The sequence below is a fragment of the Agromyces sp. Marseille-Q5079 genome, from assembly GCF_051016555.1.
GTDB lineage: Bacteria > Actinomycetota > Actinomycetes > Actinomycetales > Microbacteriaceae > Agromyces.
On record NZ_JBPEJF010000002.1, the window covers coordinates 717,951 to 737,377 of the forward strand.

16 protein-coding genes are annotated in these 19,427 nt (G+C 70.8%); 7 read left to right on the forward strand and 9 right to left on the reverse strand.

The genetic code is table 11. The features are described from left to right. The first annotated feature begins 81 nt into the window (after window positions 1-81). The 4 genes from ACR3IO_RS07095 (at window position 82) to ACR3IO_RS07110 (ending at window position 9,482) form a co-directional block, all read left to right on the forward strand. Window positions 82-2,973, forward strand: coding sequence for an immunoglobulin-like domain-containing protein (locus ACR3IO_RS07095; protein ID WP_434070471.1), 2,892 nt, complete (start codon window positions 82-84; stop codon window positions 2,971-2,973). A 29-nt stretch (window positions 2,974-3,002) separates the two neighbouring features. Further along, window positions 3,003-5,186, forward strand: a complete 2,184-nt coding sequence (locus tag ACR3IO_RS07100) for a family 43 glycosylhydrolase (RefSeq protein WP_434070472.1) — start codon at window positions 3,003-3,005, stop codon at window positions 5,184-5,186. Between the two features lie 150 nt (window positions 5,187-5,336). Further along, window positions 5,337-7,556, forward strand: coding sequence for a family 43 glycosylhydrolase (locus tag ACR3IO_RS07105; protein ID WP_434070473.1), 2,220 nt, complete (start codon window positions 5,337-5,339; stop codon window positions 7,554-7,556). 180 nt (window positions 7,557-7,736) lie between these two features. After that, on the forward strand, window positions 7,737-9,482 hold the full coding sequence (locus ACR3IO_RS07110; protein ID WP_434070474.1) for a SulP family inorganic anion transporter: 1,746 nt from the start codon (window positions 7,737-7,739) through the stop codon (window positions 9,480-9,482). Window positions 9,483-9,529: 47 nt separating this feature from the next. On the opposite strand, the gene ACR3IO_RS07115 is transcribed toward ACR3IO_RS07110, so the two are convergent. From ACR3IO_RS07115 to ACR3IO_RS07135, 5 genes are all read right to left on the reverse strand, one after another. After that, window positions 9,530-10,165: a hypothetical protein gene (locus ACR3IO_RS07115; protein WP_434070475.1), complete on the reverse strand. Its 636-nt coding sequence runs from the start codon at window positions 10,163-10,165 to the stop codon at window positions 9,530-9,532. A gap of 84 nt (window positions 10,166-10,249) precedes the next feature. Then, window positions 10,250-11,104, reverse strand: coding sequence for a DUF6999 family protein (locus ACR3IO_RS07120; protein ID WP_434070476.1), 855 nt, complete (start codon window positions 11,102-11,104; stop codon window positions 10,250-10,252). Further along, a complete protein-coding gene (locus ACR3IO_RS07125) occupies window positions 11,104-11,805 on the reverse strand; it encodes an iron-containing redox enzyme family protein (RefSeq protein ID WP_434070477.1) in 702 nt (233 codons plus the stop codon). Before ACR3IO_RS07125 ends, ACR3IO_RS07120 begins: the two co-directional genes overlap by 1 nt. Next, window positions 11,802-12,998: a 3-oxoacyl-[acyl-carrier-protein] synthase III C-terminal domain-containing protein gene (locus ACR3IO_RS07130; protein ID WP_434070478.1), complete on the reverse strand. Its 1,197-nt coding sequence runs from the start codon at window positions 12,996-12,998 to the stop codon at window positions 11,802-11,804. The genes ACR3IO_RS07125 and ACR3IO_RS07130 overlap by 4 nt, the downstream gene beginning before the upstream one ends. Window positions 12,999-13,090: 92 nt before the next feature. Then, window positions 13,091-14,068: a zinc-binding dehydrogenase gene (locus ACR3IO_RS07135; protein WP_434070577.1), complete on the reverse strand. Its 978-nt coding sequence runs from the start codon at window positions 14,066-14,068 to the stop codon at window positions 13,091-13,093. Between the two features lie 158 nt (window positions 14,069-14,226). On the opposite strand from ACR3IO_RS07135, the gene ACR3IO_RS07140 reads away from it, so the two are divergent. Next, window positions 14,227-14,625 carry a pyridoxamine 5'-phosphate oxidase family protein gene (locus ACR3IO_RS07140; protein ID WP_434070479.1) on the forward strand — a complete coding sequence of 133 codons (399 nt, stop codon included), beginning with the start codon at window positions 14,227-14,229 and terminating at the stop codon, window positions 14,623-14,625. A gap of 28 nt (window positions 14,626-14,653) precedes the next feature. Here the strand turns inward: ACR3IO_RS07140 and ACR3IO_RS07145 are convergent, their stop codons facing one another. The 4 genes from ACR3IO_RS07145 to ACR3IO_RS07160 all read right to left on the reverse strand — a co-directional run bounded on the left by ACR3IO_RS07145 (window position 14,654) and on the right by ACR3IO_RS07160 (window position 18,238). Further along, the gene (locus ACR3IO_RS07145; RefSeq protein ID WP_434070480.1) at window positions 14,654-15,400 is read right to left on the reverse strand and encodes a formylglycine-generating enzyme family protein; all 747 of its coding nucleotides are present in this window, start codon (window positions 15,398-15,400) and stop codon (window positions 14,654-14,656) included. A 189-nt stretch (window positions 15,401-15,589) separates the two neighbouring features. Further along, window positions 15,590-16,492 (reverse strand): transposase, encoded by a 903-nt coding sequence (locus tag ACR3IO_RS07150; RefSeq protein WP_434070481.1) that lies wholly within the window; start codon window positions 16,490-16,492, stop codon window positions 15,590-15,592. A 60-nt stretch (window positions 16,493-16,552) separates the two neighbouring features. Continuing rightward, window positions 16,553-17,698 (reverse strand): peptidoglycan-binding domain-containing protein, encoded by a 1,146-nt coding sequence (locus ACR3IO_RS07155; protein ID WP_434070482.1) that lies wholly within the window; start codon window positions 17,696-17,698, stop codon window positions 16,553-16,555. A 69-nt stretch (window positions 17,699-17,767) separates the two neighbouring features. After that, window positions 17,768-18,238, reverse strand: coding sequence for a DNA alkylation repair protein (locus ACR3IO_RS07160; protein ID WP_434070483.1), 471 nt, complete (start codon window positions 18,236-18,238; stop codon window positions 17,768-17,770). Between the two features lie 106 nt (window positions 18,239-18,344). On the opposite strand from ACR3IO_RS07160, the gene ACR3IO_RS07165 reads away from it, so the two are divergent. Continuing rightward, on the forward strand, window positions 18,345-18,746 hold the full coding sequence (locus ACR3IO_RS07165) for a VOC family protein (RefSeq protein ID WP_434070484.1): 402 nt from the start codon (window positions 18,345-18,347) through the stop codon (window positions 18,744-18,746). A gap of 32 nt (window positions 18,747-18,778) precedes the next feature. Beyond that, entirely contained in the window at window positions 18,779-19,390 is a 612-nt protein-coding gene (locus ACR3IO_RS07170) for a dihydrofolate reductase family protein (RefSeq protein ID WP_434070485.1), read from the forward strand. Window positions 19,391-19,427 lie beyond the last annotated feature (37 nt).

Consider the following 19,427-nt stretch of genomic DNA (forward strand, 5'->3'; position numbering starts at 1 on the left):
GTCCGGATGCCTCGGCGACCCGCCGAGGCATCCGGCCCCGCCTTCTCGACCACCACCACTGCACCACCACAAAGGAGTGACATGCGCGACACCTTCGTGCGAAAGATGCGGACGGGGGCCGCGGCCGTTGCGGTGACCGCCGCCATCGCCGCAGCAGGGGCTCTCGCCCCGCAGGCCGCGGGCGCCGCACCGGCGCCCGCCCCGCTGATCCACTACACGTTCGACGCCGCCACTGGCGGGGTCGTCGCCGATGCCACGGGCAACGGCAACGACGGCGTCATCAAGCAGTCCGGCGCGACCGTCGACGGCGGCGCCCTGTCGCTGCCGGGCGGCGCCCGCGCGACCGCCGGATACCTCGAGATCCCGACCGCCGGCCTCGTCGGCAAGAAGCAGGTGACCGTCTCGACCTGGCTCGAGAACCGCTCGGGTCCCGCCAACGTCGCCGCCGCCTTCCTCGGCGCGCCCGTGGCATCCGGTGCCTCGTACTCGAGCGCCTACTGGCTCCTGAACCCGACCAACCCGAGCGGCTACGTGAAGTCCTCGCTGACGAACACCGTCAACGCGGGCGCCCCGTGGGGCACCGAGGTGGGCCCGGGCTCGACGAACGCCGCCACCACCGGCATCCGCACGCCTGCGGGCATGGCCCTCTACACGACCGTCATCGACGGGGTCGCCGGCAAGCTCACCGCCTACGTCAACGGCACGCAGATCGGCCAGGTGACGATCGCGCGCGACGTGTCGTCGTTCGGCGCGAACCTCGTGTCCTACCTCGGCCGCTCGACGTACAACGACGCCGGCTGGGCCGGTTCGGTCGACGACTACGCGGTCTACGCCGAGGCGCTCGACGCCGCCACGGTGCAGCAGGTCTACGCCGAGCAGGCCCTTGCCGGCGCGGTCGCCGACGTGACCGTGCCCGCGACCGCGACGGCCGACTTCACCCTGCCGACGGCCAAGCGCGGCGCGACCATCTCGTGGGCGTCCGACGGGGCCGCCATCGCCGTCTCGGGCGGAGCCGCAACCGTGACCCGCCCGGCGGCCGGCTCGGCCGACGCCGCGGTCACCCTCACCGCGACCTTCACCGCCGGGGGCTCCACCGAGACCCGCGACTACCCGGTGACCGTTCCCGCCCAGCTCACCGACCAGGCCCAGGTCGACGCCGACCTCGCGGCCGTCGCGCTCGCCGGCACCGACGACGTGCGCACGAGCTTCTCGGTGCCGACCCTCGGCGCGAACGGCTCGACCATCGACTGGACGGTCACCTCGGGCGACGCGGTCGCCGCCATCCGCGCGGGCGTCAAGGCCGGCACGGCGACGATCGCGATCACCCGGCCCGCCGCCGACGCCGAGGTCGCACTGACCGCGACCGCCACGCGCGGCACCGCCACGGCCAGGCGCAGCTTCACGCTGACGGTGCCCGCAGAGCCGACCACCGCCGACGACCCCGAGGCCTACGTCTGGGCGTTCTTCACCGGTGAGGGTGCCGGCGCCGAGCGCGTCAGCCTCGCGGCATCCAAGGGCAACGACGCGCTGCGCTGGAACACGCTGAACGACGGGGAGCCGATCTTCACCTCGACGCAGGGCACGACCGGCCTCCGCGACCCGTTCATCATCCGCTCGCACGAAGGTGACAAGTTCTACATGCTCGCCACCGACCTGAAGGTCGCCGGACTCGCCGGCGGCTTCACGACGGCGCAGATCTCGGGCTCGCTCGCGATCGAGGTGTGGGAGTCGACCGACCTCGTCACCTGGTCGAACCAGCGGCACATCCAGGTCTCGACGCCCTACGCCGGCAACACCTGGGCGCCCGAGGCCTACTGGGACGACGCGCTCGGCCGCTACGTGGTGTTCTGGGCGTCGAACCTCTACCCCGACACCAACCCGGCGTCGCGCACGGCCGTCACCTACAACCGCATGGTCTACGCCACGACCGACGACTTCGTCACGTTCTCGGAGCCGCAGGTCTGGTCGGACGTCAAGCGCGGCACGGGCCTCGGCCTCATCGACTCCACCGTCGCCGAGCAGGACGGCATCTTCTACCGCTTCACCAAGGACGAGGCGTCGATGACGATCCGCGAGGAGAAGTCGACCGACCTGCTCGCCACGATCAGCGGCACGCTGCCCGGCACCTCCGGCGCAGCCGACCAGTGGACGCTCGTGAAGGAGAAGGTCGCCACGGGGCTGCCCAACGGCGAGCCCGGCGGAACCTACTCGAGCGGCGAGGGGCCGAGCATCTTCCCGTCGAACCCCGGCGACGTCAACGGCTTCGAGTGGTACCTCTTCATCGACCAGCCGTCGTACCACGGCGGCCCGAACCACTACATCCCGTTCGGCTCGGCCGACATCACCGACGGCTCCTCCTGGCAGCCGCTCGGCACGACCCTGCGTGCGAACCTGCCGCAGAACAGCGACGGCGGAAAGCCGCGCCACGGCACCGTGATCCCGGTGACGCGCGCCGAGTACCAGAAGGTGCTCGAGGCGTACGCCCCGGGCGTCGCCGTGGCCGAGGTCGCCCCGATCGAGGTGAGCACGCGGGCCGGACTGGCTCCGGTGCTGCCGAAGGCCTCGCTCACGACCGCCGACGGCACCGCGAAGCAGGCCGACGTGGTCTGGGAGGACGTGCCCGCGGGCGACTACGCGGCACCCGGCACCTTCACGGTGCAGGGCGTGGCGCAGGACGACTCGCGGATGCCGGTCACGGCGACCGTGACCGTCACGCCCGGTGTCGAGGCGGTCGTCGAGACCCGCTGCGTGGCCGGAAAGGTGGCGCTCGTCGCCAAGTCGACGAACCGCGGGGCGCAGGGCCTCACCGCCACGGTCTCCTCGGCCTACGGCGAGCGCGTCATCACGCTCGCGGCGGGCGCGACCCAGTCGGTCACGTTCTCGAGCCGCCTCGCGACCGTGCCCGCCGGGCAGGTCACGGCGACGGTCGACGGCGCGGCCGTCACCGCCTCGTACGAGGGCCGCTCGTGCTGAGGCGCGCGCCCCGCGGCATCCGGAACCTGATGCACACCGCCCTGGTCGCCGCGCTGGCGTTGGGGGGCGTCACCGGCCTCACCGCCCTCGACGCCGCGCAGGCGCCGGCTGCCGAGGCGATCGGCGCCGACACCTTCACCAATCCGCTGGCTCCCGACACGGCCGACCCGACGATCGAGTTCCACGACGGCAACTACTACATGGTGTCGACCACGTGGGACAACAAGGTCGTCATGCGCAAGGCGCCGACGCTCGCCGGGCTCGGCACCACCAAGCCGGTGACCGTGTACTCCGACACCAACACCGGCCGCAACGGCAACATGTGGGCGCCCGAGCTGCAGCGCCTCGAGGGGCCGAACGGCTGGCGCTGGTACCTCATGTACACGATGGGCGTGTCGGGCAACTACGGCACCCAGCACCTGCAGGTCATCGAGAGCGCGGCGGATGACCCGATGGGGCCGTACACGTACAAGGGCCGTCCGATCCCGACCGACGACTGGAACATCGACGGCGCCTACCTGCAGCTGAACGGCGAGCTGTTCGTGACCTGGTCGGCGTTCGCGCCCGACGGGCTGCAGAGCAACTACATCGCCCGCATGTCGAACCCGTGGACCGCGACCGGATCGCTCAACATCCTGTCGCAGCCGACCGAGGACTGGGAGGTCATCGGCCAGCCCGTGAACGAGGGTCCGATCCCGCTGCAGAAGGACGGCAAGACGTGGATCGTCTACTCGGCGAGCTTCTGCGGCACCGAGGACTACCAACTCGGCACGCTCGAGTACCTCGGCGGCGATCCCGTGCTCCAGGCGTCATGGCAGAAGAGCGACGGACCCGTCTTCTCGAAGGCGAACGGGGTCTACGGCACCGGTCACAACGACTTCTTCACCTCGCCCGACGGCACCGAGACGTGGAACCTGTACCACGCCAACGCCCGCGCAGACGGCGGCTGCAGTCGTGAGCGCTCGGCGCGCGCGCAGATCGTGGACTGGTCGGATGCCGGTGAGCCCGACTTCGGCGTTCCGCAGGCCACGAGCACGCAGGTGTCCGTGCCGAGCGGCGAGAACGCGCCGATCACGGCCCAGGTCGAGGGCGCCAGGTGGAACCTCGTCAGCCGCAGCACCGGGCTCTGCGCCACGGTGCCCTCCGCCGAGGACGGCGCGGCGCTCGTGCAGGGTGACTGCGCCTCGTCGCGCTCGCGCTTCGTGCTCGACACCACGGGCGACGGGTACCTGCGCATCGTGAACGCGGTGAGCGGCACCTCGCTCGGCCCGGTCGAATGCGGCACGGCCCAGGGCACCGGGGTCCTGCAGACGCCGTTCGTCACGACGGGCTGCCAGCAGTGGTCGGTCGCCCAGACGACCGGCGGCTGGTCGACGCTCACGAACCGTACCAGCGGCAAGGTGCTCGACACGGCGACCGGAACCTCGACCGGGGTCGCGGTCGTGCAGGCGAGCGCGAACGCGTCGGCCGGCCAGGACTGGGCGCTGCGCCCCGCCGGCTCGGTCGTCGTGACCTCGATCGCCTCGGGCAAGTCGTTCGACCTGCCGGGCTGCTCGACCGCAGACGGCGCGATCCTGCAGCAGCGCGAGTACGTCGGCGCCGCATGCCAGGGCGTGACGTTCACCGCGGCGGCGAACGGCGAGTCCGAGATCCACCTGGGCTCGGCACCGGCGAAGTGCCTGTCGGTCACGGGCGGCTCGACGGCCGACTCCGCGACCGTCACGCAGGGCGCGTGCGGCATCGCGGGCAGCACCTGGCGCGTGCTCGTCAGCAATGACGGGGTCGTCGAGTTCCGCAACGGCACCAGCCTGAAGGCGCTCGACCTCTCGTTCTGCGCGGCCGCCGATGCCACTCGCATCCACCAGTACAGCGTGCTGAACAACGACTGCCAGCGCTACCGGGTCTCCTCGGTCGCGGCCGACGCTGTCGCCCCGGCGGCGGTCGAGGCGGTCGCCGCGACGCGGTGCGTCGCGGGCAAGGCCGTCGTCGTGAGCACGGTGCGCAACGCCGACGAGGTCTCGCTCGACGTCACGGCGACGAGCACCTTCGGGTCGAAGGCGTTCGCGCTCGACACCGACGAGTCGGCCAGCGCGTCGTTCTCGACTCGCGCGAAGACGATCGCCGCCGGCACCGTGACCATCACGGCCGCCGATCCGTCCGACACCGCACGCTCGCTGAGCACCACGGCGGCGTACGCGGCGGCGAGCTGCTGAGGCATCCGCACCCGATGCGATGACGAAGGCGCCGTCTCCCCCGTGGGGGCGGCGCCTTCGTCACGACCGCCACCGATCCGACGCCCGCTCCATGAACCGAACCGACCCACGAACCGAACCGAACGAACCGAACGAACAGAGAGACCGATGATGCACTCTTCACGATCCGGTGATCGAACCCTCGCGCGGCACCCGCGCCGAACCAAGGCCCGGCGCACCGCCGCGGCATCCGTCATCGTCGGCGCCGCCGTGGCGTCGACCCTCTTCGCGGGCATGCCGGCCGTGGCCGACACGGCACCGCCACCCGAGCCGATCGCGTCGTACTCCTTCGACGACGGCACCCTGCAGGATGCCGTCGGCGCCGCCGACCTCACCGCATCGGGCACCGCCGCCGTGGTCACCGACGCCGACCGGGGCAAGGTGCTGCGCGTCGACGGCACGACGAACGGCTTCGCGTCGTTCCCCCGGGGCTTCTTCGACGGCCGCACGAACATGACGGTCTCGATGGACGTCAAGAGCGAGAAGACGAGCGGCAACTTCTTCACGTTCGCCTTCGGCACCGACTCGACGAACTACTACTACCTTCGGCTGCGCGGCGCCGAGGTGCGCAGCGCCATCACGAAGGCGTCGTGGCAGAACGAGTCGGCCGTCACCGGCGCGACCACGAACGCGTCATGGCACCACTACGACGTGGTCTTCGACGGCACGAGGATGACCGTCTACCTCGACGGCGCGAAGCTCGGTGAGAACGCGGCGCTGAGCACGACGGTTGCGGGTCTCGGCTCGAACCAGTACGGCTACCTCGGCAAGTCGCTCTACGCGGCCGACGAGTACTTCAAGGGCTCGTTCGACGACGTGCAGGTGTTCGACCGTGCCCTCTCGGCATCCGAGGTGCTCACGAATGCCGGCGCGACCGACCAGTTGACCGACGTCTCGATCGCCGACCCGACGCAACTGAAGCTCGGCCCGATCGTGAACGGCACGACGCGCACGGCGATCCTCCCGGTGAAGCCGGGCACGGATGTCACGGCGCTCGCCCCGACCTTCGTCGCCGCCGCGGGCGTGACCGTCTCCCCCGCGTCGGGCTCGACGGTCGACCTGACGTTCCCGGTCACCTACACGCTGACCGCTCCCGACGGCGCGACCTCGACCTGGACGCTGTCGGCCCAGTCCGTGAACAGCCCCGTGCTGCCCGGGCTGTACGCCGACCCGAACATCGCGGTCTTCGGCGACACGTACTACATCTATGCGACGACCGACGGCACCGCCGGCTGGGGCGGCAAGGACTTCTACGTCTGGAAGTCGAGCGACCTCGTGAACTGGACGCGATCCGCCGAGCCGTTCCTGACGCTCGACGGCGCGAACGGAAACGTGCCGTGGGCGACGGGCAATGCCTGGGCGCCCACGATCATCGAGCGCGGCGGCAGGTACTACTTCTACTTCAGCGGGCACAACGCGTCGCTCAACCGCAAGACGATCGGCGTGGCCGTGGCCGACAGCCCCGAGGGCCCGTTCACCGCCCAGCCGACCGCGATGGTGCTGAACAACGAGGCCGTCACGTCGGGCCAGGCCATCGACCCGGCCGCGTTCCACGACCCGGTGTCGGGCAGGTACTTCCTCTTCTGGGGCAACGGCAGCCCGGTCTACGCCGAGCTGAGCGACGACATGCTCTCGCTCGAGCCGGGCACGATCGCGGCGATCGGCGGGCTCACCTCGTTCCGCGAGGGCACCTTCCTGAACTACCGCGACGGGCTCTACCACCTGACCTACTCGATCGACGACACCGGCTCCGAGAACTACCGGGTCGGCTACGCCACCTCGACGAGCGTCACCGGGCCGTGGACCTACCGCGGCGTGATCCTGCAGAAGGACCTCTCGCTCGGCATCAAGGGCCCCGGGCACAGCTCGATCATCAACGTGCCCGGCACCGACGACTGGTACATCGCGTACCACCGCTTCGCCATGCCGAACGGCGACGGCACCCACCGCGAGACGACCATCGACAAGCTGGCGATCGGGGCCGACGGACTCTTCCAGGTCGTGCAGCCGACGCTCACGAGCGTCGCGCCGCAGCTGATCGGCGGGCAGGTCGAGGTGTCCGCCGTCGCGACCAGTCGATGCGTCGCCGGCAAGGCCGTGCTCGCCGTCACCGCGACGAACGAGTCCGACGAGTCCGTCGCCGTCGACATCGAGACGCCGTACGGAACGAAGCAGGTGGCGTCCCTCGCCGCCGGCGCCTCGGCCAGCGCGAGCTTCTCGAGCCGACTCGTCGCGCTGCCCGCCGGCGCAGCGACCGTCACCGCGACCGGTGTCGACCCCTCGGCGACCGACACGGTCTCCACCGGATACGTCGCCCGGAACTGCGGCTGACCCCAACCTCCGACCGTCCACCGACGTCCTCCCCGAGTTCGAGGTCGTCGCCGCGAGCTGATCAGGCGTTCGTCGACGGGTCGGATGCCGCGGCATCCGACCCGTCGCCCTATCCCGATCGTCGCCGACCGGCCATGATGGATCCATGACCGGCCACGTCGGCGAGCGGGAGCACGTGCGATGAACGTCGCCCCCGACCAGAACCGGCGGCCCGGGGTCGCTCGATTCATCCCGTTGCTGGGCTGGATCCGCGGGTACGACCGCCGGTGGCTCGCGGGCGACCTGATCGCCGGGGTGACGGTCGCGGCCCTGATCGTGCCGAAGAACCTCGGCTACGCGGGCATCGCCGGGGTCCCGCTGCAGAACGGCCTCTACGCAGCCGCGGCCGGCGCGATCCTGTACGGGATCTTCGGAACCAGCCGCCAGATCTCCATGGGACCGAGTTCGGCGCTGGCGGCCGTCGCGGGCAGCGCCGTGCTCGCCACAGGACTCTCCGACCAGGCCCAGATCGCCTCGTTCGTCGCGGGCATCACGCTCGCATCGGGCGTGCTCTTCCTGCTCCTGTTCGTCCTCCGGATGGGATGGATCGCGCAGTTCCTCTCGCGGGCCGTGGTGACCGGGTTCCTGTTCGGGGCCGCCGTCGACGTGGTCATCTCCGAACTCCCGAAGCTCACCGGCACCGACCCCGGGGGCTCCAACGCGATCCAGGAACTGTGGTCGTGGTTCGGCACGCTCGACGAGACGCACTGGACCACGCTGATCGTCGGGGTCGTGTCGCTCGTCGTGGTCTTCGGCGTCGGCCGGTTCGCGCCTCGGATGCCCGGTGCGCTGGTGCTCGTGGTCGGCGGCCTGCTCGCCTCGTGGCTCCTCGATCTCGGGGCCCGCGGCGTTGCGCTCGTCGGCGACGTGCCGCGGGGCCTGCCCTCGTTGGCGGTGCCCGACCTCGGCCTCATGTGGGACAACGCGGCCACGGTCGGGATCGCCGCGGTCGCGCTCGTGCTGATCGGTTTCTCGCAGACCGCCGGCGATGCGAGGATGTTCGCTGCCAAGCACCGCTACCAGGTCGACATCGACCAGGAGTCGATCGCCCAGGGAGTGGCCAATGCCGGTGCCGGCCTCTTCCAGGGCATGCCGGTCTCGACCAGCCTGTCGGCGAGTTCGCTCAACGACCACGCGGGCGCCCGAACCGGACTGGCGTCGCTCACCTCGGGGCTCACCGTCCTGCTGACCCTGCTGGTGCTGGCGCCACTCTTCTCGGGCCTGCCCAAACCGGTCCTCGCCGCCCTGATCATCGAGGCCGTCGTGATGGGCATGATCAACATCCCCGAGATGCGCCGCCTCGCCCGCGTGCAGCCCTTCGACTTCTGGATCGCCATCGCCGCGATCGCCGGCACCCTGACCTTCGGCGTCCTCGCGGGCGTGATGATCGGCATCGGACTGTCCGTCGTCTGGCTCATCGGGGTCGCCACGCATCCCAACATCGCGACCCTCGCACGGCAGCGGGGCACCCAGGTCTTCCGCGACGTGAGCGAGCATCCCGCCGACGAGCAGATCCCGGGTGTCGTCGTGATCCGGATGGACGGCGGCCTGTTCTTCGCAACCTCCGATGCGCTCGAGGACCGGGTCCGCGAGATCATCCACTCGACGCCCGACCTCACCGGGATCGTGCTCGACTGCGCGGGCATCAACTTCATCGACTCGCAGGGGTGCGCCAAGATGAACGACATCGTCGTGCTCGCCCAGGACTCCGACGTCATCCTCCGCCTCGCCCGCCTGAAGCCTGCCGTCAGCGCGACGCTGGCTCGCGACGGGGTCCTGCAGCGCATCGGCGCCGACAACATCCACGGCAACGTCGACCGCGCGGTGCGAGCGCAGCTCGAGCACCCGGGGCCGCCTCCGGGCGCAAGCGGTTCGACGATCGCCTGAGCTCGACAGGCACCGAGCCGGACAGAGCCGAAGCCCTGGCGTCAGAGCTACATGGACTGCGTGACGAAGAACACGCCGAAACCGCAGTACGCGAGCCAGGACAGGGTCGTCAGGATCGTGGTGGCGAGGATCAGCCTCCAGGCACCGATGCGCTGGCGAACGGCGTACCGCTCGGAGCGCACGATCGGGGCCGAGTAGATCGAGGGCGCGTTCACCACGATCGCGAACGCCCCGGCGAAGACGGCGAACGCCCCGAACACCGCAAGTCCGCCCCCGAAGGGGCCCGATCCGCCGGGGACGGAGCCCGACACGTTGGCCATGACCACCAGAATCACGATCGCGACGAGCATCACGATGGCAGTCACGAACGAGGCCCGCTGGCGGAACAGTCCGAAGCGGATCGCCTCGTCGTTCCGGGGTTCGTCATCGCCGCCGCCCTGGCCGCGCCGGGCCACGACCTCGCGCACGATGATCGCCAGGAGCGTGTACGGGAGAGCAACATAGGCGGCGATCATCCCCCCGTAGAGCGCCACCAGGATCCCGGGAGTGAACCCGAGGATCGCGAACCCGACCCCCAGGACGGCCAGGGTGATCGCCGCCGTCGCGAGGAAGCTCCGACGGCGTGGAGTCGGATACCGCTCTGTGAGCGGCTCGCCGATGTCTGCTGCATCACGGTCCGACATGCCGCCGCCTCTCGATGTTCGTGTGACCCGCAACGACCCTAGGCCACGCGACCGACGCGCGGGCGAGGCGCCCGGCGGCCGCGTTCAAGCTTCGGTCGCCGCCGCTTCCGACGCTGCATCCGCCCTGGCCGCGAGCTTCACGAGGTGCGCGTGCGCGTACTCGCAGATGAGGGCGTGCCGGTAGACCATGCGCGGCACGTCGACGTTGGAGTCCATCCAGACGGTCAGCTCGCCGTTCTTCCAGTGGCGGAAGGTGTCGTCGTCGCAGAGCACCGCGAGGATCTCGAGGAAGGAGTCGTCGAACCGCATCGAGTGCACGGCGCGGCGGTACTCCTCCATCGTGAGCGCCATCGAGAACGGGATGTTCATGACGCAGAGCGCGGTCTGGATGTCGAGGCGCAGCAGTCGCAGCCGTCGCCGTTCGGCGTCGATGGCCGGGATGTCGAGCTCCGCGAAGTCGAGCTGCGCGGGCGGCGCCAGCGGCACGCCGTCGAGGGCGATGAGCACGTCGTAGACGTTGACGTCGTGCTCGACGACGGCGTGGTCGCCCAGTTCGGCGAGGCTCACGGGCCGCAGCGTGACCGGCGGGACCGTGGCATCCGTGTTGCGCAGCACGAAGTTCACGAGGTTCGTCTCGATGACGAAGTGCCGGATGAGCAGCTCGACGGCATCGGGCGAGACGAACCGCCGCAGGTACCAGATGCACAGCCGGTCCATCGTCGTCAGCGGCATCCACCGGAACGGCAGCACGCGCTTCACGATCGAGATCAGCGCGACGACGACGCGTGAGAACGGCCGTGCGAGCGGGTACAGCCAGCGCCGCGAGAGGCGACGCTGGTCGGCGATGATCTTGCGCACGACCGCGCGATCGATCGGCACGGCGGGGTCGACCGCGACCGCCTCCCACATGCTCGGGTCGGATCGCAGCGGCTCGGTCATCAGTTGTCCAGTTCTTCCAACTGCAGCGCGTAGAGGCGGGCGACGACCTGCGCGCAGCGCACGATCTCGTCGGCGGCGGCATCGTCGATGATGCCCGACGTGAGGATGGCCTCGAGGGCACCGGTGTGCTCGCTGTCGGCCTCCTGGTGGTACTGCATGAAGTGCACCTGGTTGTCGGCGAGGCCGAGCACCTCCTGGAACCGCTCGGCCCAGCCGGCTGCGCGCTTGGCTCCGAGCCCTTCGATGATGAACATCGCGCCGAGCAGCCCGGTGGGGTTCGGCCGGTCGGCGTAGTGGAACATGTAGCCCGACAGCGCCTCGGAGCCGAGGTTCTTGCGGCCGGCGCGCAGCTCGGCGAGCGACCCGCCGATCGCCACGTAGTCGCGCTCGAGCATGAGGTAGTCGCGGTGCTCCTCTTCGGCGTGGCGGATCGCCGCCGTGCGCAGCTCGAAGTGGTCGATGTCGAAGTTCGACGCCGCGCGAGAGATCCACGGCGAGCCGTCGACCACCTGCTGGCGCAGGTTGAAGAGTAGCCGCTCGTAGTCGCGCAACGTCACCGTGCCGTCGGCCAGCCGGCTGAGCACGGGCACCCGGTCGAGGCGTTCCTCGAGCTCGACCCAGACGTCGGCCAGGCGGTCGGCGAGGGTGTCGACACCGGATGCCGCGGCATCCGCAGTGCTGATGGTGGTCGTGTCGGTCATGCTGCTCCTTGGTCGTCGGATGCGGGTTGGTCGGTGGACGTCGGCGATGCGGGCTGCTGTGCGGCGGTCCACCCGGGCGGGGCGACCACGGTGAGGTGGGCGAAGGCGAACGAGAACCGGCCCGACTCGGGCACCGCGAGCAGCACCGTCTCGCCGGGCTTGAAGCGGCCGGTGCGCCAGGCTTCCTCGAGGGCGATGAAGATGCTCGCCGAGCCCGTGTTGCCGCGCGTCTCGAGGTTGGAGTACCAGCGGTCGGTGTTCAGGTTCGGGATGCGGCGGCTCAGCGCGTCGAACGCGAGGTCGCGGAACGCGTTGGTGCTGTAGTGGCAGACGACGTGGTCGAGGTGCGTGACGTCGACCAGGCCGATGTCGACGAGCTCCTCGAACTGCCGGAAGCCGGCCTCGGCGAGGTCGTCGAGCATGCTCACGTCTTGACGGAGCACGAACATGCCGGCCGCCTCGGCATCCGCGATGTCGAGGTCCTGCCAGGTGTGCCCGACGCTCGGCTCGGCGCCGCTCATGCCGGCGCGCATGCACACGTCGTGCTCGTGGGCGAGGGAGACCTGGCGCACCCAGTCGACCCGCAGCGACGGCTTGGTCGGATGCGGCTGGAACTCGACGATCGCGGCACCCGCCCCGTCGGAGAGCATCCACCGCAGGAAGTGCGAGTCCATGCCCGCGCGGATGCCGTCGAACCGCCGCTGGCGCAGGCTGCGGCTCGGCAGCTCGGAGCCGACCACCGCCGCACGCGGATGATCGCCGAGCCGGATCTTGCTCACGGCCGCGTCGAGCGCCGCGAGGCTGGAGGCGCACACGCCCGACGCCGTGAGCGTCTGCATCGGCCCGCCGCCGAGCCTCCCGTGCACCATCGACGCGAAGCCGGGCACGAGCAGGTCGCCCATCGTCGTCGCGCACGCCAGCATGCGCAGGTCTTCGGGCCGGATGCCGCGGTCGTCGAGGGCCGCCTGCAGCGCCTTGACGGCGAGCTGCTCGTTGAGCTCGGTCGGCTCGCCGTGCTCGTCGAGCGCGTAGTGCCGCTGCCGGATGCCGTTCGCCTCGAGCACCCGGCGCCGGATGCGCTCGGTCACCGCGTCGTCGCCGCCGAGCCTCGCCGCGATGCCGTCGTTGTCGACCGGATCACCGGGGAGGTATGCGCCGAAGCCGGTGAGGTACGCGGTCGCCGTTGAACCCATGGGGAGACACTAGGGCACGCGATGCATCACAGGCGTCGCCATCCATCGTTCTGTGCAGATTCCGAGGACGCACGCATTCGCCGCCTGTCGGCTCAGGGTCGCAGCATGATCTTGCCGATGCGGCCGGCGTCGAAGTTCGCACGGCTCGCCTCCGCGATCCCGTCGAATCCGTAGACCGCCTCGACGGGCAGGGTGATGACGCCTTCGCGCAGACGTGTGAAGACCTCGCCCATGAGCCTGGCGCGCTCCTCGGCCGCCATGGTGGCGCTCACCCGACTGCCCCAGAAACCCTTGACCGTCGCCTGCTTGAAGATCACGTCGCCCGAGGGGATCTCCATGACTGGCGACGCCATCGCACCGAACACCACGAGCGTGCCGTTCTCGGCCAGCAACGAGAGCACCTGGCCGCTCGCGGCACCGCCGACCGCGTCGACGCCCACCCGGATCGGGGCGCCGCCCGTCACCTCGTCGACGCGTTCACGCCAGCCCTCGTCATCCGTGGCGACGATGTTGCCGATGCCCTGCCGGGTGAGTTCGTCGACGCCGGCGGCACGACGCACGAGCCCGACCACGTTGATTCCGCGAGCAGGCCCCAGCTGGGCGAGCAGCCGCCCGACCGCGCCGTTCGCCGCGTTCTGCGCCAGCCAGTCGCCGGGCTCGAGCGCGAGCGAGTCGAGCAGGCTGACCGCGCTGAACGGCATCGCCACGATCTGGGCGGCGACCTCGTCGGGCACACCGTCCGGCATCGGGATGAGGGCCGCAGCAGACGCGATGAAGAACTCCGACCAGACCCCGAGCGTGCCGCCGGTGACGACGCGCTGCCCGACCGAGAGGTGCTCGACGCCCTCGCCCAGCGCATCGACGACGCCGAGCGCCTCGGTGCCGCCGATTGCGGGCAGCTCGGGCTTGTAGCCGTAGGTTCCGCGAACCGTCCAGAGGTCGTGGTTGTGGATCGGCGAGAGCAGCAGGCGAACCCGCACCTGCCCGGCACCGGGCTCGGGGACCGGGACCTCTCGCACCGACAGCTCCTCAGCCGAGTCGCCGAACCGGTCGTGCACGAGTGCCCGCATCATCGATTGCTCCATCTTGCGCTCCTCTGGTCCCCTGCTCGCCGCCGATCCGGCGGCACTCGACCATCCAACGCCCCGGGTCTGGGCGTTCACCGAGCACCGAACCTCCCGTCCGTCGATCGGTCGGCTCGCTCGGACCCGACACCTACGATGTTCTGATGCCACACGAAGCACTCACCGACACCGCACGGGAGTTCCTCTCCGAGTACCACCTCGCCACGCTCTCGACCCTCGATCGGCGTGGGCGCATCCATTCGGTGCCGGTCGGCATCACGTACCTCGACGGCATCGTGCGCGTCATCGGCAGCCGGGGATCGCAGAAGTTCGTCAACGCCGAGCGCAGCGGCCGCGCCAGCGTCAACACGGTCGACGGCCGACGTTGGATCAGCTTCGAAGGGCCGGCGTGCATCCGCACCGATCCTGAATCGATCGCGCTCGCCGTCGCGCTCTACGCCGCACGCTACCGGCAGCCGCGGCCCAATCCGCATCGGATCGTGCTCGAGCTCACGGTCGAGCGAGTGCTGGGTTCCGTCGGGATGCGCGCGAGCGACGGCTGACACCGCAGGGCCGGCTGTCGCCCACGCGTCACGCCTGGCGCGGCGTCCACCCCGGCGGCAGCGGCCCGTCGACCTCGGCCCGCTCGAGGTCTGCCGCCGCAGACCAACCCTGCGCGGCATCCGTCGTGTCGAAGCCGCCGCGCGCGACCCGGAACCCGACGTCTTCGTGGTGCATGCGCGGCGCTCCCCCGCGGCGCACCGAGGCGCGCACGCTCCACGCGTCGTCGGCGTATCCGCCGCCGCGGAACACCCGGTACGCGTCGTAGCGCGCCGGGTCGAGCAGGTCCCAGCACCACTCCCAGACGTTGCCGAGCGTGTCGAACAAGCCATTGAGATTCGGATGCTTGCCGCCGACGTCTTGAGGAGCGGTCACGCCGTCGGCGCTCGTCCAGGCGACCTCGTCGAGCGGGCCGTAGTGCGGGCGCGTCGAGCCTGCCCGGCACGCGAACTCCCACTCGGCCTCGGTCGGCAGGCGGAACCCGTCGGCGTCGACGTGCCACGTGACGTCTTCACCGTCGTACGTGTAGGCGGGCTCGAGGCCCTCCCATTCGGATGCCGCGTTGCAGAACCGAATGGCCCGCAGCCAGCTCACGTCGGTCGCCGGCCGCCGCGGATGCGTCGCGGTCTCGCCCAGCAGCTCGGCGAGCTGCTCCTGCGTCACCGGGTACACCCCGAGCTCGAACGGCTCGAGCTCGACGCTCCAGCGCACCTTGCGCCGCGCGTCGTGCAGCGCGACGGTGCCGCCGTCGATGCGCGCCATCTCGATGTCCGTCACCGAGGCAGTCTCGCACGCCCCTCCGACGTGGCGCGCACACGAACACGGTTCTCCGGGAGGAGCACGCCAGCCGGTGTGTTCGGTGGGCCCACAGGTGTTCCGACGCGTGGTCGCACGAACCGACGCGTGGTCGCGCGAACCCCGCGTGGTCGGACGAACCGCGCGCGGTCGCACGAACGATGTGTCGCGTCAGTCGCGCGGGCTGCGAAGCCCGTCGGCCACCGTCCGGGCAGCCTCGGCCGCACGAACCGCGGCGTCGCGCTCATCCTCGCGCTCGTGCGCCTCGCCTTCGGCCTCGGCGAGCGCGTGCTCGGCGTCGGCGAGACGCGCTTCGAGCTCCCGCAGGGCCTCCCGCAGCTCGTCCCTGGTCGACGTCGCCTGCTCGACCTCGGCACGCGCATCGCCGAGTCGAGCGGATGCCTCGTCGGCAGCCCCCTCCGCAGCCTGTGCCGACTTCTCGGCCTTCGCGAGTTCGGCGGCCCGCTTCTCAGCCTCGACCTCGTCGGCCTGCCGTTGCTTCTTCGCGCGACGTTCGCCGACCTCATCGCGCGGCGCCGGCCCGCCCGACCGGGTCGTCCCCTCGGCGGCCGACCACGCGGCCACCGCGTCGGTCAGGTCGACCTCGGTGCCGATCGCCTCCAGGCTGCGGGTGAGCCGGCCCGTGAGCACGGCATCGGATGCCGCGGCATCCGTCATCGCGGCCTGCAATGTCGCGGCGACGTCGTCGAGCACCGGCCCGCGCACCGGATGCCCCAGCTCCTCGGCGAGCGTGCCCGCATCGTTCGCGAGCGCGCGGACGACCTTTCTTCGCTCCTTCGCGAGGGCGACCAGGGCGGATGCGTCGACCTCGGCCTGCGCCTCACGGAGCTGCCCGCCGAGGTCGAGCAGCTGCGCCAGCTCGTCGGCCCGACGTCGCGTGAGCTGGTTCACGAGCCACGCCGCGGCCGAGGGGCGGCGGAGCTCGCCCACCACGTCGGCGAGGGCGCGATCGCTCCCCCGCAGCTCCTTCGTGCGGGCGTTGCGGGCCGCGGTGAACTCGTCGGGCGGCAGCTCGTACAGCTCGTTCGCGATGTCGGCCAGCGCGTCAGCCATGCCTCATCCTCCCACCGGGCCTTCGCGCGCCTGCCCGAGGCGCCATGCTCCCGAACTTGATCACGACGTCGGGGGCGGGCTCTCCGGGGTCTCGGTCGGGCTCGGCTCGGCATCCGGTGCGGTGAGCTCGGCGATCGCGTGTTCGAAGGCGGCGATCGTCGCGGCGTCGACCGCACCGGTCGGCTCGACGCCGAGCTCGGTCTGGAAGGCCTGCACCGCGGCGGTGAGCTCATCGCTCCATACCCCGTCGACCGGCCCGTCCCAGAAGCCGGCGAGCTTCAGCGTCTGCTGCACGGCGGCCGTCGAGGCCAGCGAGTCCTGCGCGGCAGCGCCCCCGAGCGCGACCAGCTCGGCCTGCAGCGCCGCGGCCGTCGCCTTGTCGACCGTGCCCGTGACCGGCAACCCGTTCGCCTCCTGGAGGTCCTCGATCGCCTGCACCGTCAGCGGGCCCGACACGCCGTCGACGGCTCCGCCGTAGTAGCCGGCCGTGGCGAGGTCCTGCTGCAGCGCGAACGTGTATGCGCCGACGGCGGCCTCGGCCTCCACCTGCTGGTCGTCGGTGAGGCATCCGGCATCCGCGAAGAGCCGGAGCCACGCCATCTCGAGCGCGACGACCGCGCTGTTGAACTGCTCGGATGCGTCGGTCAGGGTCGTCTGCTCGGTGACGGCGTCCTGCGCGTCAGCGAAGTCGGCATCCGCCTGCTTCACCCGATCGACGGTGGATGCCGGCGCCAGCGGCGTGCTGGTCGGCGGCTCGGTCGGTTCCGCGACCGATGGCGTGCCCGAGGGCCCGGCCTCGGCTGCGGCCAGGGCGGCCTGCGCTTCGACGAGCTCCTGCTGGGCGACCACGAGGGCCTGCTGCGCGTCGACCGCGGCTTCGGCGCCGTCGAACGCGTCATCGCGGGGATCCGACAGGTCGGCACCCGCCACGCGCACGTCGCCGACGGTGGGCGCGGTGTCGTTCAGCACGTCGCCGTACCGGTCGAGCGCGTCGATGTAGTCGCGGCTCGCGCCGCAGAACTCCTTCGACGCGGCGTCGAACTCCGACTGGGCGCCGGCCACGGCCTTCTCCTTGGCGGCGACCTGCGCCTTGGCCCGGTCGACGCTGTCGGCCCCCTCGGCGCATCCGGCGAGGGCCACCACGACGGCGATCGAGGTGACGGCGATTGCGAGGCGCCCCGGCATCCTCGCGCGATCTGTCTTCACGAATATCCCCCGATCGTGAGCTGAAACGTGCTCACATCATGGCACCGGGGAGCCCTCGACACGGGACATTCAGCCGCGGTGTTCCGCGCCCACCAGGCCTTCGCCCTCCCACCGCTCGACGATGCGTCGAGCGCGAACCGCGTCGACCGACTCGAGTCGGTCGAGCAGTGGCAGCGCGACATCCGTCATGAGCGGGTCGACGAGTTCTCGCACGCCGGCCGAGCGGAGCATCTGCTCGAGGCGGGTGAAGTCACTGACGAGCAGGGTCTGCACCTGGCCCTGGAGCAGCACGACCGCGGCGAGCCGACGCTCGTACACCGGCTCCGACCACAGGTCCGATGCGAGCGCGGTGACCTCGTCATGCGTCAGTTCCGGATGCCGCCGGCGGGCGTCTCGCACCGCGCCCCGAACGGCCCCCACCGAGGCGCCGGTGAACCGCAGCCCGCCGCCGATGCGCGCGGCATCCGCGCTCGCGCGCTCCTCGGACCCCTCCGCCCGGAGGGTGCGGTCGATGAAGTCGGCGGCGGGTGTCGTCACCATTCGATTCTGGTCGCATGTGCCGACACGGGAGCTGCATCCGCTCGATCGTGGCGTTCCGAAGTCGACGGCCAGGCACCGGCGATCAGCTCCTGAATAGGATGTCCGGATGCGTCTCTTCGACCACATCGGCATCTCCGTCGACGACCTGCCCCGCTCGATCGCCCAGTTCGACCCGGTGATGACGGCGCTCGGTTGCACGCGACAGGATGCCGACAACGGAGTGTCCTGGTACAAGGGCGAGGATGAGCTGATCCTCTTCCCCGCCCGCGAACCGGGCACCGGACCGCACCGGCACGGCCGCGTCGGCTGGCAGCACCTCGCCTTTCCCGTCGACTCGCGCGCCGAGGTCGATCGCCTGCACGCGATCGCGATCGACGCGGGCTGGACGGCGGTCAGCGGACCGAAGGTGTTCACACGGTTCAGCGACCGCTACTACGCGGCCTTCGTCGAGGACGACAACGGCATCCGCATCGAGTTCATGTTCAACCCGCCGCGGGAAACCACCTGACACGCACCGCGGTGCCGGTCTAGCGTTGCGCCATGCGCACGCTCACGGTCTGCAACTTCGTCACGGTCGACGGTCGGTACGAAGACGACGATCACGACATCGCCTCGTTCTTCGAGCATCAGCATCCCGACTACCACGGTGCCGACAGCTTCGACTTCTGCACGACGAGCCTGCTCGCCGAGGCCGACACGCTCCTGCTGTCGGGGCGGCGCTCATCCCTCGGCAACCTCGGGTACTGGGCGGGCGTCCGCGAGGATCCCGGTGCGACGGCGATCCGTCGCCGGTTCGCCGAACTCTTCGACCAGGTCGAGAAGGTGATCGTGTCCGACACCATCACGCCTGACGACCTCGCACCCTACCCGCGCACGAGGATCGTCAGCGTCGCAGATGCCCGAAGCGAGGTCGCCGCACTCAAGCGGGCCGACGGCCGCGGCATCCTGGTCCTCTTGGGGCGTGTCCTGTGGAACGACCTGATGCACGCCGGACTCGTCGACGAGCTCCACCTCGTCACGTTCCCCCTGATCGCAGGCGGCGGAGTCCCGCTGTTCGACTCACGCCCGCCCGTCGCGCTGAAGCTCCTCGAGACGCGCGCCTGGCCGGAGTCGGGCAACGTGCTGATGCGGTGGCGGGTCGATCCGGCCTAGTCCGGAGCCCCTCGTGCGGCCGACACCCGTCGGGTCC

What these genes read in the sequence shown, in the direction of transcription:
- ACR3IO_RS07095 (WP_434070471.1), top strand. Translation starts at nt 82, where the DNA reads ATGCGCGACACCTTCGTGCGAAAGATGCGGACGGGGGCCGCGGCCGTT.
- ACR3IO_RS07100 (WP_434070472.1), top strand. Translation starts at nt 3,003, where the DNA reads ATGCACACCGCCCTGGTCGCCGCGCTGGCGTTGGGGGGCGTCACCGGC.
- ACR3IO_RS07105 (WP_434070473.1), top strand. Translation starts at nt 5,337, where the DNA reads ATGCACTCTTCACGATCCGGTGATCGAACCCTCGCGCGGCACCCGCGC.
- ACR3IO_RS07110 (WP_434070474.1), top strand. Translation starts at nt 7,737, where the DNA reads ATGAACGTCGCCCCCGACCAGAACCGGCGGCCCGGGGTCGCTCGATTC.
- ACR3IO_RS07115 (WP_434070475.1), bottom strand. Translation starts at nt 10,165, where the DNA reads ATGTCGGACCGTGATGCAGCAGACATCGGCGAGCCGCTCACAGAGCGG.
- ACR3IO_RS07120 (WP_434070476.1), bottom strand. Translation starts at nt 11,104, where the DNA reads ATGACCGAGCCGCTGCGATCCGACCCGAGCATGTGGGAGGCGGTCGCG.
- ACR3IO_RS07125 (WP_434070477.1), bottom strand. Translation starts at nt 11,805, where the DNA reads ATGACCGACACGACCACCATCAGCACTGCGGATGCCGCGGCATCCGGT.
- ACR3IO_RS07130 (WP_434070478.1), bottom strand. Translation starts at nt 12,998, where the DNA reads ATGGGTTCAACGGCGACCGCGTACCTCACCGGCTTCGGCGCATACCTC.
- ACR3IO_RS07135 (WP_434070577.1), bottom strand. Translation starts at nt 14,068, where the DNA reads ATGCGGGCACTCGTGCACGACCGGTTCGGCGACTCGGCTGAGGAGCTG.
- ACR3IO_RS07140 (WP_434070479.1), top strand. Translation starts at nt 14,227, where the DNA reads ATGCCACACGAAGCACTCACCGACACCGCACGGGAGTTCCTCTCCGAG.
- ACR3IO_RS07150 (WP_434070481.1), bottom strand. Translation starts at nt 16,492, where the DNA reads ATGGCTGACGCGCTGGCCGACATCGCGAACGAGCTGTACGAGCTGCCG.
- ACR3IO_RS07160 (WP_434070483.1), bottom strand. Translation starts at nt 18,238, where the DNA reads ATGGTGACGACACCCGCCGCCGACTTCATCGACCGCACCCTCCGGGCG.
- ACR3IO_RS07165 (WP_434070484.1), top strand. Translation starts at nt 18,345, where the DNA reads ATGCGTCTCTTCGACCACATCGGCATCTCCGTCGACGACCTGCCCCGC.
- ACR3IO_RS07170 (WP_434070485.1), top strand. Translation starts at nt 18,779, where the DNA reads ATGCGCACGCTCACGGTCTGCAACTTCGTCACGGTCGACGGTCGGTAC.